Origin of the sequence: Nocardioides zeicaulis (genome assembly GCF_042432345.1) — a bacterium.
Lineage (GTDB): Bacteria > Actinomycetota > Actinomycetes > Propionibacteriales > Nocardioidaceae > Nocardioides > Nocardioides zeicaulis.
In genome coordinates, this window is record NZ_JBHLXH010000001.1 from 733,421 (window position 1) to 745,510 (window position 12,090).

General features: G+C 73.1%; 11 protein-coding genes. 1 reads left to right on the forward strand and 10 read right to left on the reverse strand.

Going from position 1 to position 12,090, the window contains the following annotated elements; all coding sequences use genetic code 11:
* Positions 1–83 precede the first annotated feature (83 nt).
* The 5 genes from ACFFJG_RS03635 to ACFFJG_RS03655 all read right to left on the reverse strand — a co-directional run bounded on the left by ACFFJG_RS03635 (position 84) and on the right by ACFFJG_RS03655 (position 5,380).
* Entirely contained in the window at positions 84–848 is a 765-nt protein-coding gene (locus ACFFJG_RS03635; protein WP_378517244.1) for a GNAT family N-acetyltransferase, read from the reverse strand.
* On the reverse strand, positions 845–2,020 hold the full coding sequence (rffA, locus tag ACFFJG_RS03640) for a dTDP-4-amino-4,6-dideoxygalactose transaminase (RefSeq protein WP_378517245.1): 1,176 nt from the start codon (positions 2,018–2,020) through the stop codon (positions 845–847). Before rffA ends, ACFFJG_RS03635 begins: the two co-directional genes overlap by 4 nt.
* Positions 2,017–3,012: a glycosyltransferase gene (locus ACFFJG_RS03645; RefSeq protein ID WP_378517246.1), complete on the reverse strand. Its 996-nt coding sequence runs from the start codon at positions 3,010–3,012 to the stop codon at positions 2,017–2,019. Before ACFFJG_RS03645 ends, rffA begins: the two co-directional genes overlap by 4 nt.
* A gap of 93 nt (positions 3,013–3,105) precedes the next feature.
* Positions 3,106–3,819: a DsbA family oxidoreductase gene (locus tag ACFFJG_RS03650; RefSeq protein WP_378517247.1), complete on the reverse strand. Its 714-nt coding sequence runs from the start codon at positions 3,817–3,819 to the stop codon at positions 3,106–3,108.
* Positions 3,820–3,868: 49 nt separating this feature from the next.
* A complete protein-coding gene (locus tag ACFFJG_RS03655; protein ID WP_378517248.1) occupies positions 3,869–5,380 on the reverse strand; it encodes a purine-cytosine permease family protein in 1,512 nt (503 codons plus the stop codon).
* A 74-nt stretch (positions 5,381–5,454) separates the two neighbouring features.
* Here ACFFJG_RS03655 and ACFFJG_RS03660 point away from each other — a divergent pair, with 74 nt between their 5' ends.
* Positions 5,455–6,372 carry a TIGR01777 family oxidoreductase gene (locus tag ACFFJG_RS03660; protein ID WP_378517249.1) on the forward strand — a complete coding sequence of 306 codons (918 nt, stop codon included), beginning with the start codon at positions 5,455–5,457 and terminating at the stop codon, positions 6,370–6,372.
* Positions 6,373–6,383: 11 nt separating this feature from the next.
* Here the strand turns inward: ACFFJG_RS03660 and efeB are convergent, their stop codons facing one another.
* The 5 genes from efeB to ilvC form a co-directional block, all read right to left on the reverse strand.
* The gene (gene efeB, locus ACFFJG_RS03665) at positions 6,384–7,667 is read right to left on the reverse strand and encodes an iron uptake transporter deferrochelatase/peroxidase subunit (protein ID WP_378519447.1); all 1,284 of its coding nucleotides are present in this window, start codon (positions 7,665–7,667) and stop codon (positions 6,384–6,386) included.
* Entirely contained in the window at positions 7,664–8,830 is a 1,167-nt protein-coding gene (gene efeO / locus ACFFJG_RS03670; RefSeq protein WP_378517250.1) for an iron uptake system protein EfeO, read from the reverse strand. The genes efeB and efeO overlap by 4 nt, the downstream gene beginning before the upstream one ends.
* Positions 8,831–8,846: 16 nt before the next feature.
* Positions 8,847–9,710: an iron uptake transporter permease EfeU gene (efeU, locus tag ACFFJG_RS03675; RefSeq protein WP_378517251.1), complete on the reverse strand. Its 864-nt coding sequence runs from the start codon at positions 9,708–9,710 to the stop codon at positions 8,847–8,849.
* Positions 9,711–10,210: 500 nt separating this feature from the next.
* Complete coding sequence (locus ACFFJG_RS03680; RefSeq protein ID WP_378517252.1) at positions 10,211–11,017, reverse strand: methyltransferase domain-containing protein; 807 nt, start codon at positions 11,015–11,017, stop codon at positions 10,211–10,213.
* A 29-nt stretch (positions 11,018–11,046) separates the two neighbouring features.
* On the reverse strand, positions 11,047–12,075 hold the full coding sequence (gene ilvC, locus ACFFJG_RS03685; protein ID WP_378517253.1) for a ketol-acid reductoisomerase: 1,029 nt from the start codon (positions 12,073–12,075) through the stop codon (positions 11,047–11,049).
* Positions 12,076–12,090: the final 15 nt, after the last annotated feature.

Consider the following 12,090-nt stretch of genomic DNA (forward strand, 5'->3'; position numbering starts at 1 on the left):
GGCCCACACGAGGAGGGACAGCACGCCGAGGCGCAGCACGGTGCCGGCCCGGCCCTCGGGGAGCCGGGTGGTCGGGAGTCGCATCAGGGGTCCTGCCTCACGAGGTGTGCGGTCGCGAAGGCCGCGAAGGGGACGAAGCCAGCCCTGGCCCAGGCCCGCTGGACGTTGACGTTGCCGGCCTGGGTGGAGATCACGATCCGCGGGACGTCCAGGTCGGAGGCAAGCCGGGCCACCCCGGCGAGCAGGCGGGCGTAGTGGCCGCGGCCCTGGTGGGCGCTGGCGATGCCGGCCAGGAGGATGTCGAGATCGCCGTCGACCGCGCAGGTCGCGACGCCGATCGGCTCCCGGCCCTCGTGCAGCGACACGACCAGGTCGGGGCTCGAGGAACGGCTGTGCTCGGCCCACTCGCGGTAGCCGGCGAGGGCGAGGTCGGCCGGGAACAGCGGGTTCGCGGAGTAGTGGCTCGGGTAGTCGGCGAAGGTGTCGAGCACCAGCGCGTCGAGCTGTGCGGCGTCGAGCGCACCGGTCCGGCAGGCCTCGCCGGGGTCGGCGTACCGCTCGACGAGCGCGGCCGTCGGGACCTCCCAGTAGACGAGGTTGTCCGCGGGGATCACGCGCCGCCCCTGTGCCGCCAGCGTGGCCGCCACCGCCGCCTCGCGGGCCGGCCACCGGGTCACGACGACCTCGGCCCCGCAGCCGTCGAGGACGTCCGCGACCTGGTGCTGCCACCCGGGGGTGGCGTCGGTGCCGGCGACCGTAAGCCGCCCCACGGGCAGGCCGAAGCGGCGCGACTCCAGCGGGCTGTCCCGGTAGTGCACGCCCGGGGTCGAGAGCTCGGCGACGCTCATGCGGCGGGGAAGGACGTGGTCGCCTCGAGGACGCGGTCGATCTCGACCTCGCCCAGGCCCGGGTGCAGCGGCAGCCGCACCAGGCGTGCGGCCACGTCGGCCGAGACCCGGCAGGCCTCCGGCGTACGACCGAACCGGCGCCCGGCGGGCGAGCTGTCGAGCGGCTGGTAGTGGAAGGCCGCCACCACGTCGCGCTGGGCGAGGTGGTCGATCAGGCCGGCCTGGTGCTGCGGCGAGGGCATCAGGAGGTAGAACATGTGCGCCGGGTGGTCGGCCTCGTCGGGCACGTGCATGAGGCTCGCGCCCACCTCCTTGGCCCACGACTGCAGGCCGGAGTCGTAGGAGTCCCACACCTTCGTCCGGGCGCGCTGGATCTCCTCGAACCGGTCGAGCTGGGCCATCAGCAGCGCAGCGAGCAGGTCGCTCGGCAGGTACGACGAGCCCTGGTCGACCCAGGTGTACTTGTCGACCTGGCCCCGCAGGAACGCCGAGCGGTTCGTGCCCTTCTCCCGCAGGATCTCCGCGCGGGCCATGTGCTCGTCGGAGCCGACGAGCAGGGCGCCGCCCTCGCCGGAGGTGATGTTCTTCGTGTCGTGGAACGACTGGGTCCCGAAGTCGCCGAAGGTGCCGAGCATCCGGCCCTTCCACGACGCGCCGAGCCCGTGCGCGTTGTCCTCGATCAGCACGATCCCGCGCGGACCGAGGAGGGCGGCGAGCTCGTCGGGCTGCGCACCGACGCCCGCGTAGTGCACGACGCACACCGCCTTGGTGCGCTCGGTGATCGCGGCCTCGACGGCGGCGAGGTCGACGTTGAGGGTGTCGGGTCGCACGTCGACGAAGACCGGCACCGCCCCGCGGCTGACGATGGCGGTGGCGGCCGACGGGAAGGTGAACGACGGGCAGATGACCTCGTCGCCGGGCCCCACGTCCGAGAGGATCTGGGCCATCTCGAGCGCATGGGTGCACGACGTGGTGAGCAGCACGTGCTCGCACTCGTGGCGCTGCGCGATCCATGCGGTCGCACGCGAGGTGAAGTCGCCGTCGCCGTGCCAGACCGAGGAGTCGAGCGCCTGCGCGAGGTAGGAGTGCTCGAGGCCGGCGAGGTAGGGCTCGGAGAAGCGGATCGTCATGTTGTCCCCCAGGTGGATCGCGGTCGTGGTCCTGTGTCTCACCCGGAGGTGGACGAGCGTTCGGCGACGGCGCGCGCGATCGCGTCCGCCGCGGCGCCACCCGGGTCGTAGGTGCCACCGCGCTCGATCCGGACGAGGTAGTTCGGCTGGTGCATCGAACGGAAGTGCAGGCGGCCGAGATACTCCCCCACGATGCCGATCGACAGCATCGTCACCCCGCTGAAGATCGCCATCAGGCACACGAGGCTGGTGAAGCCCGGCACGGTGATCTGGCCGGTGAAGTACATCACCAGCACGACGAGCAGCGCACCCAGCCCCACCAGGGCGGTGAGGATGCCCATCCAGAACACCCCCCGCAGCGGTGCGGTGCCGTAGCCGGTCACCATGTTCCAGGTGTGGCGCGCCAGGCCGCGCAGGGTGTAGCCGGAGGTCCCCACCTCGCGCGCGTCCATGCGGACGGGCACCCCGACGACGCCGGTGGTCGTCCACGACAGCACCACGTCGATCGAGACGAACGGGTCGACGCTCGCGGCGAAGGCCTCGCGCAGCTCGGTGCGGAACGCGCGGAAGGCGCCCGTCGTCTGGGCGTTGGGCACACCCGACATCGAGAGGGCCGTCTTGACGCTGCGCGAGGCGAAGGAGCGCAGGACGCCGTGCTCCTCCACGTCGGCGACGCCGTAGACGAGGTCGACGAGCGGGTCGGCCAGCGGCGCCAGCAGCGCGGCCACCTGGTCGGGCCGGTGCTGGAGGTCGTCGTCCATGGTGACGGTGATCGGGTGCTGGGCGCGCGTGAGGCCGGCGAGCAGGGCGTTGTGCTGGCCGTAGTTGCGCCGCAGGAGCACCGCACGGGTCCGTCCGGGGTCCTCGGTCTCGAGGTGGTGCGCGACGGCGTACGTGTCGTCGGGTGGGCCGTCGACGACGAGGATGATCTCGTAGTCCTCGCAGCTGCGCGGCAGCTCCTCGCGGAGCCCGTGCACGAGCGCGGGAAGGGTCGCTCCGGAGCGGTAGCAGGGAATGACGACCGAGACCTTCACCGGACGAGTATCCCCGTTCTCGTCCGGTTCACCACATTCGACCGTCCGTCCCGGGCGAGCCCCGCCCCTGGCCGGACGGCGATCGGGCCGTCGTCAGACGGCGCAGTCGTCGGGGCCGCACACCTCGCCGGCGTCGCCGGTCGCGAGCACCTCGATCGTCGGGTGCGACTCCGACCAGGCGCGCTCCAGGACCTGGGTGAACACCTCGGTGGGCTGGGCGCCGGAGACGCCGTACTTCTGGTCGACCACGAAGAACGGCACGCCGGTGGCGCCGTAGGCCTGCGCCTGGTCGATGTCGGCCTGCACGTCGGCGGCGTACTCGCTGCTGCCGAGGACCTCGTCGACGCGGGCGGGGTCGAGACCGGCGGTGACCGCGACGTCACGCAGCACGGCGTGGTCGGCGACGTTGCGCGCCTGGGTGAAGTAGGCGGCCAGCAGGGCCTCCTTGACCCGGCCCTGCAGCTCGTCGCCGCCCTGCGCGTGGGCGAGGTGGATGAGCCGGTGGGCGTCGACGGTGTTGAGGTGGAGGGTCTCGGAGAGGCGGTAGAGCAGGCCCTCCTCGGCCGCGACGGCCTCGACCCGGTCCTGCATCTGCTGCACGCGGGCGGGCGACTGGCCGTACTTCTTCGCCAGCATCTCGGCGGTGCCGGTGGTGGGCTCGGTGGGCGCGCCCGGGTCGAGCTGGTAGGAGCGCCAGTGCACCTCCACCTCGTCGGCGTGCGGGAACGCGGCCAGCGCGGACTCGATGCGGCGCTTGCCGATGTAGCACCAGGGGCAGACGACGTCGGACCAGATCTCGATCAACACGTGCGCCCCAACGCCGGGCGGGGCCCCGGTGTTCCCGCGCGCCGCCGGCTCAGGACTCCTGGCGGCGCACGGTGGGGCGCCTCGCGACGTAGGTCACGACGAAGCCGAGGACGAGGGCGAGCAGGACGCCGAGGTTGGCGTAGGCCCACGGGCCGTCCCAGTACGCGCCCATCGGGTCGTCGACGTAGGTGCCGAGGCCGAGGGGCTCGATGAGGAAGCCCTGCCAGTTGTTCCACGACGCGTCGGCGGCGAAGTTGTTGACGACCAGCCCCCACCCGACGACGGAGGCGCCGACCATGGTGGCGATCGAGGTCCAGTCGACCGAGCCGTAGCGCCCGGCCGGGTCGAAGAGCGCCTCCTCGTCGTAGTCGCGCTTGCGCAGCGCGATGTCGGCGATCATGATCCCGGCCCACGCCGCGAGCGGGACGCCGAGGGTGATGAGGAAGCTCTGGAACGGGCCGAGGAAGTCCTGGGCGAAGAACACCACCCAGATCGTGCCGAGGGTGAGGATCGTGCCGTCCACGCCCGCCGCGGCCGGCCGCGGGATCCGGACGCCGAGCGAGAGCAGCGTGAGGCCCGAGGAGTAGATGCCGAGCACGGCTCCGCTGACCAGCGCCAGGATCGCGGCGAGCAGGAACGGCACCAGGAACCAGGTCGGCAGCAGCGTGCCCAGCATGCCGACCGGGTCGGCGACGATGCCGGCCGAGAGCGTCTGCGACGAGCCGGCGAGCAGCAGACCGAACACGACGAGCAGCACCGGGGCGATCGCCCCGCCGAACGTGTTCCACCCGACGATGGCCGAGCCGCTGGCGTCGCGGCGCTGGTAGCGCGACCAGTCGGCGGCGATGTTGATCCAGCCGAGGCCGAAGCCGGTCATCACCATGACGAGCGCGCCGACCATCTGCTGCACGCTGCCGTCGGGGACCGAGCCGACCGACGACCAGTCGATCTCGTCGAGCGTCAGCAGCACGTAGACCACCGTCGCGATGCCGGTGATCCAGGTCAGCCACGACTGCAGCCGCATGATGACGTGGTAGCCCGCGACGCTCGCCGAGACGATCAGCGCGGCGACGACGAGCGTCGCGACGACCTTGGTGCCGTTGCCCGAGGCCCAGCCGAGCTGGTCGAAGATCGTCGCGGTGGCCAGCACGGCCAGGATGGCCAGGAACGTCTCCCAGCCGATCGAGACCAGCCAGGAGACCACGCCCGGCACCTTCTGGCCGTTGACGCCGAAGGCCGCACGGCTGAGCACCATCGTCGGCGCCGAGCCGCGCTTGCCGGCGATCGCGATGATGCCGCACAGGGCGAACGACACGACGATGCCGACCACGGAGACGACCAGCGCCTGGCGGAACGAGATCCCGAAGCCGAGCACGAACGAGCCGTAGCTGATGCCGAAGACCGACACGTTGGCGGCGAACCACGGCCAGAACAGGTCGCGCGGTCGCGCGGTCCGGTCCGACTCCTCGATGATCTCGATGCCGGTGGTCTCCACGCCGAGGCGCCGGGTCTGCTCGAGCCCGGAGCCGGAGCCGGAGTCGTGGGTCTTCGTGTCGCTCATGACCGCATCGTCCCCCACACCCGTGCCCCACCGGAAGCGCCGCGCGGGTGGTGGACGTCGCATAGGTTGCGCGGGTGAAGATCGTGGTCGCCGGCGGTTCCGGCTCGCTCGGGCGCCGGTTGTGCGCCGACCTCGCGGAGCGGGGGCACGAGGTGGTCGTGCTGACCCGGCGCGCTCGCCCCGGTCCCCACCGCCAGGTGGTGTGGGACGGACGCACCGTCGGCCCGTGGCGCGAGGAGCTCGCCGGGAGCGCGGTGGTCAACCTCGCGGGCGAGCTGGTCGACCGTCGCCCGACGCCCGAGGGCGTCGCGCTGCTGACCCGCTCGCGCGTGGAGCCGACCCGCGCGCTCGTCGGGGCGAGCCGGTCGCTGGACGCTCCTGTGCCGGTCTGGGTGCAGGCGAGCACGCTGGCGATCTACGGCGACACCGGCGACACCGTGCTCGACGAGACGGCCCCGCCCGCCGACGGACCGCCCCAGATGGCGGGCGTGGCGCGCGCGTGGGAGGCGTCGCTCGACGGCGCCCACGCCGACAGAACGGTGGTCCTTCGCACCGGGATCGTCCTCGACACCGACTCCCCCGCGCTCGACCGGTTGCTCGGGCTGGCCCGCTGGGGGCTCGGTGGTCGGGTCGGTCCCGGCACGCAGTGGATCAGCTGGATCCACGTCGACGACTGGCTCGCGCTCGTCCGCGCCGCGATCGAGCCTGCTCCCTCGTCGTCCGCAGTGATCGACGGCGTCGTCCACGCGACCGGGCCCGAGCCGGTCCGCAACGCGGACATGATGGCGGCCCTGCGCCGCGTCGTACGCCGGCCCGCGGCGCCGCCGACGCCGGCGTTTCTGGTGCGGGCGGGCGCGGTCCTGCTGCGCACCGACCCGGCGCTCGCGCTCACGGGCCGGCGCGCGGTCCCCGGACGCCTGCTCGCGGCGGGCTTCACCTTCGACCACCCCGATCTCGACGAGGCGCTCGCCGACCTGGTGGCCCGGGGCTGACGACCGGCCGGTCAGGCGAAGAGTGCCTGGCCCAGGTGCTCGCCCGGCGCAGCGCCCGGGGGCACGGCGAAGAGCGCGGAGCCGGTGACCTGGAGGTACTCGGCCATGGCGTCGTGCTTCGACATCGCCAGCTGCACCGGGACGAAGTGGGTGCCGGGGTCGCGGACGTAGGCGAGGAAGAACAGGCCGGCGTCGAGGCCGCCGAGGGCGTTGGAGCCGTCGACGAAGTTGTAGCCGCGCCGCAGCATCCGGACCCCGCCGTGCTGGTCGGGGTGCACGACCCGCACGTGCGAGTCGACCGGGATGACCGGCTGGTCGTCGCTGCCGGGCATGTCGAAGTCGGGCGGCGTCTGCTCGTCGCCGCCCGAGAGCGGGGCCCCGGTGCCCTTCGTGCGGCCGACGAAGGACTCCTGGTCGCCGAGCGTCTGACGGTCCCAGGTCTCGACGTGCATGGTGATGCGGCGGGCGACGAGGTAGGACCCGCCGGTCAGCCAGCCGGCGGCCGGGTCGTCGTCGGCCCCGACCCAGACGTGCTCGTCGAGGGCCGCGGCCTCCTCGGCCTTGACGTTGGCGGTGCCGTCCTTGAAGCCGAAGAGGTTGCGCGGGGTGGACTGCGAGGTCGAGGTGGTCGACGTACGCCCGAAGCCGAGCTGCGACCACCGCACCGACACGGCGCCGAAGCCGAGCCGGGCCAGGTTGCGGATCGCGTGCACCGCGACCTGAGGGTCGTCGGCGCACGCCTGCACGCACAGGTCGCCACCGGAACGGGCGGGGTCGAGGGCGTCGCCGGGGAAGTGCGGCAGCTCGCGCAGCGCCGCAGGCAGGCGGTCGGCGAGGCCGAAGCGGTCGCGCCCGTCGGCGTCGCGGAAGAGCGACGGGCCGAAGCCCACGGTGATGGTCAGTCCGCTCGCGGGCAGGCCGAGGGCCTCGCCGGTGTCGTCGGGCGGCAGGTTCACGTCGCCGTCGACCGCGCCGGCGCCGGTCGGCTCGCCGCGCGTCATCTGCTCGGCCGCGTCGGTCCAGCGCTGCAGCAGGTCGACGAGGTCGTCGCGGGAGTCGGTGACGACGTCGAAGGCGGCGAAGTGGAGCCGGTCCTGCGCAGGGGTGGTGATGCCGGCCTGGTGCTCGCCGCGGAAGGCGTACGACGCCTGCCGTACGTCGCCGGCCGACGCGGGCCCGGAGCCGGCGTGGGACGACTCGCGACCGACCGCGAACGCCCCGGCCGCACCGGCCAGGGCGGCGCCGCCACCGAGGAGACCCCGGCGGCTGAGGCCGACGGGGGCGCGCCGGCTCAGGACAGCACCGCCGCGGTCAGCCGCGACAGCGGCTCGGACAGGGCGTTGACGGCGTCGGAGAGCTGCTTGACCTGGGCGGGGTCGAGCGCGTCGTAGGAGACGAAGCCGTCGCCGCGGCGCTGCTCGTCGAGCAGGTCCTGCAGGTCCGCGAAGCGGGTGCTGAGCTGGTCGGCCAGGTCGGGGTCCTTCTCGGCGACGATGGGCTCGACGCCCTCGAACCCGACGCGGGCGCCGTCGACGTTGGCCTGGAAGTCCCACAGGTCGGTGCGCGACCAGTACTCCTCCTCGCCGGTGACCTTGCCGGTGGCGACCTCCTCGAGCAGCCCGCGCGAGCCGTTGGCGATCGCGTCGACGGTGTAGGTGAGGTCCTGCACGCGGGCGTCGAGCTCCTTCGTGTCCGCGAGCAGCTTGTCGGCGTACGTCGTGCGCTGGCGGGCGGTGAGGGGCGTGTAGCCCTCCGCGCGCTCGGGCCAGAGGTCCTTCTCGATGCGGTGCCAGCCGGTCCACTCCTGGCCGGGCTCGAGGTCGGCCTCGCGCGCGTCCATCTGCGGGTCGAGGTCGCCGAAGGACTCCGCGACCGTCTCGATCCGCTCCCAGTGGGTGCGGGCGACCGGGTAGAGCGCGCGGGCGGCGTCGTCGTCGCCCGAGGAGTAGGCGTCGACGAACTGCCGGGTCTTCTCCAGCAGCTGCGACGACTGGTCACGCACGTACGCGGCGTAGTTGGCCTGCGCCTGCTCGACCAGCTGCTGCTCGTCGGCGCTGACCTCCGGCTCCTCGTCGGAGGCGGTGACGGTGAAGTCGGAGCGGATCCCCTCGCCCTTCATGCCCGGCTTGCACGCGGTGACGTAGCTCCCCGCGGGGGCGTCGACGGTGAGCGCGCGCGAGATGCCGGGGCCGACGTTCTCGACCTCCGCGACGATCCGCAGGCCGTCGTCGCCGAGCAGGTAGAACTCGGTGACCTGGTCGCCGGAGTTCGTGACGTCGAAGGTGAGGGTGCCGGCCGGCGCCTCGGCGGCCGAGAGCGTGCACGCGTCGGCGGAGGAGTCGACGCTCAGCGCGCGGGGGTCGCGGTCGGCGCCGCTGGGGGCCGGGTCGGCGTTCTGCGTGCAGCCGGCGAGGAACGGCAGGGTGACCAGGGCGGTCACCGCGAGGGTGGTGCGCATTGGGGTGGCTCTCTTCTCAGGCGGCGACGCGCGGGCGCGCGGCCGGGGTGGAGGTGCGGCGGCGGGCGCCGAGGAGGAACAGGGCCATCACCGGCACGACGTAGAGCAGCCACGCGGCCGCCTCGAGCGTGGTGGTGGCCGGGGAGAAGTTGAGGACGCCCTTGAGCAGCGCGCCCCACCAGGTGTTGAGGTCGACGGTGTCGGAGACGTCGAAGGCGAGGGTGTGCAGGCCGGGCAGCACGCCGGCCTCCTGCAGGTCGTGGACGCCGTAGGCCAGCACTCCCCCGGCGACGACGACCAGGAACGCGCCGGTCCAGGTGAAGAAGCGCGACAGGTTGATCGACACCGCACCGCGGTAGATCAGCCAGCCGAGGGCGGCGGCGGTGAGGATGCCGAGGGCGGCGCCGAGCAGCGGCTCCCAGGTCGGGGTGGCCGTGCCGGCCGCCTCGCGGGTGCCGGCCCGGGTCGCGGCCCACAGGAACAGCGCGGTCTCCAGGCCCTCGCGGCCGACCGCGAGGACCGCCACGAGCACCAGCGACCAGCGGCCGCCGTCGGCCGCGTCGTCGATGCGGCCGCGCAGCTCGCCACCGAGCCCGCGCGCGGCTGCGGCCATCCAGAAGACCATCCACGTCACGAAGCCGACCGCGACGATCGACAGCCCGCCGCCGATGGTCTCCTGCGCCTCGAAGGTGAGGCCGCGCGGACCGAAGGTGAGCAGCGCGCCGAAGGCCAGGCTCACGCCGACCGCGAGCCCGACGCCGGTCCAGATCCGCGGCAGCAGCCCGCGCCGGTCCGTCTTGACGAGGTACGCCACGAGGATGCTCACCACGAGCGCGGCCTCGAGGCCCTCGCGCAGCCCGATCAGGTAGTTCGCCAGCACAGCCCGGGAGCCTACACCTGAGGTTAGGCAATCCTAATTCGGGCCCGCTCCTCGGTCGGGAGCCGCGAGCATGGCGGTTTCTCGCGGCCAGGAACCCGCCTCACGCACCGCCCCGCGGTCGGGAGCGGTGGTCCACCTACATTCGGCGGCCCGGAAAGGTGGCTGGACCACCGCCCATACGCCAGCGGTGAGTGGCGCAGCTTTCCAGCGCCCAGAACCTGCCTGACTCACCGCTCGAGCCCGGGCCGTACGCCCAGCGGTGAGTAGCGCAGCTTTCCAGCGCCCAGAACCTGCCTGACTCACCGCTCCTCGGCCCGCAGCGGTGACCCACCCACCTTCGGCGGCCCGCAAAGGTGGCTGGACCACCGCCCGTACGCCAGCGGTGAGTGGCGCAGGTTTTCAGCGCCCAGAACCTGCCTCACGCACCGCTCCGGCCCGGGCGTACGCCGAGCGGTGCGTTGCGCAGGTTCCCGCAGCCCGGAACCTGCCTGGCTCACCGCTCAGGCGCGGACCAGGATCTCGCCGTGGAGGACGGAGAACCAGCCGTCGGGGTCGGCGGCCCAGGCGCGCCAGGCGTCGGCGACCTCGGCCAGCTCCGCCTCGCTCGCGCGGCCCTCGGCGAGGAGCTGGCTCGCGAGGGCGGTGGAGGTGATCCGGTCGGCCCAGAGGCCGGCCCACCAGGCGCGGTCCTCGGGGGTGGCGAAGCACCACGTCGACGATCCCGCCTCGACGTCGTCGGCGCCTGCGGCGTGGGCCCAGGCGAGCAGCCGCCGGCCCGCGTCGGGCTCGCCGCCGTTGGCGCGGGCGGCCGCGGTGTAGAGCTCGAGCCAGCGGTCGAGGCCGGCGGGCGCGGGGTGCCACGCGAAGCGGCCGTAGTCGCTGTCACGGGCCGCGACCAGGCCCCCGGGGCGGGTCACGCGCAGCATCTCGCGCAGCGCCCCGACGGGGTCCGCGACGTGCTGCAGCACCTGGTGGGCGTGCACCACGTCGAACGGCCCGCCCAGCGCGTCGAGGTCGAGGGCGTGGACGTCGCCGACCACGGCGCGCGCCCACCCGATGCCCTGCCGCTCGAGCTCGGCGCGGGTCAGCGCGGCCGCCTCCTCGGTGACCTCGAGGGCCACGACCTCGCCGCTCTCCCCGACCGCCCGGGTCAGGTCGGCGGTGATCGTGCCGGTCCCGGAGCCGACGTCGAGCAGCCGCTGGCCCTCCCGCAGGTGGGGCAGGAGGTGGCCGGCCGAGTTGGCCGCCGTGCGCCAGCGGTGCGAGCGCAGCACGGCCTCGGCGTGTCCGTGGGTGTACGTCGTCACGCCGAGGCCGTCCCTGCTCCGGTCCCGCGTCAGCGGGCGGAGGAGCCCTCGACGTAGTCGGTGTCGTGCGACTTGACCCACGCCATCAGCTTGCGCAGCTCGCGGCCGGTCTGCTCGATCGGGTGCGACTCGGCCTTCTCGCGGAACGCGGTGAACTCGGGCGAGCCGTTGTCCATGTCGGTGATGAAGCGCTCGGCGAACGCGCCGTTCTTGATGTCGGCGAGGACGTCCTCCATGTTCTTCTTCACCTCCGGCGTGATCACGCGGGGGCCGGAGACGTAGTCGCCGAACTCGGCCGTGTCGGAGACCGACCAGCGCTGCTTGGCGATGCCGCCCTCGTACATCAGGTCGACGATGAGCTTGAGCTCGTGGAGGCACTCGAAGTAGGCCACCTCGGGCTGGTAGCCGGCCTCGGTGAGGACCTCGAAGCCGTACTGGACGAGCTGGGAGGCGCCGCCGCACAGCACGGCCTGCTCGCCGAACAGGTCGGTCTCGGTCTCCTCGGTGAAGGTGGTCTTGATGCCGCCGGCCCGCAGGCCGCCGATGGCCTTGGCGTAGGAGAGCGCGAGGTCCCAGGCCTTGCCGGACTCGTCCTTCTCCACCGCGACCAGGACCGGCACGCCGCGGCCGTCGACGTACTCGCGACGCACGAGGTGGCCGGGGCCCTTGGGGGCGACCATGAAGACGTCGACGCCGTCGGGCGGGGTGATGTAGCCGAAGCGGATGTTGAAGCCGTGGCCGAAGACGAGGGTGTCGCCGGGGGTGAGCGCGGGCTCGATCTCCTCGGCGTAGAGCTTCCGCTGGTGCTGGTCGGGCGCGAGGATCACGATCAGGTCGGACTCCTCCGCGGCCTCGCGCGGGGTGAGGACGCGCAGGCCCTCGGCCTCGGCCTTGTCGCGGCTCTTGGAGCCGGGCTGCAGGCCGATGCGCACGTCGACGCCCGAGTCGCGCAGCGACAGCGCGTGGGCGTGGCCCTGGCTGCCGTAGCCGATCACCGCGACGTTCTTGCCCTGGATCAGGCTCAGGTCGGCGTCGTCGTCGTAGAACATCTCAGCCACGGGGGCTCTCCTTCA

What these genes read in the sequence shown, in the direction of transcription:
- efeO (WP_378517250.1), bottom strand. Translation starts at nt 8,830, where the DNA reads ATGCGCACCACCCTCGCGGTGACCGCCCTGGTCACCCTGCCGTTCCTC.
- ACFFJG_RS03655 (WP_378517248.1), bottom strand. Translation starts at nt 5,380, where the DNA reads ATGAGCGACACGAAGACCCACGACTCCGGCTCCGGCTCCGGGCTCGAG.
- ACFFJG_RS03635 (WP_378517244.1), bottom strand. Translation starts at nt 848, where the DNA reads ATGAGCGTCGCCGAGCTCTCGACCCCGGGCGTGCACTACCGGGACAGC.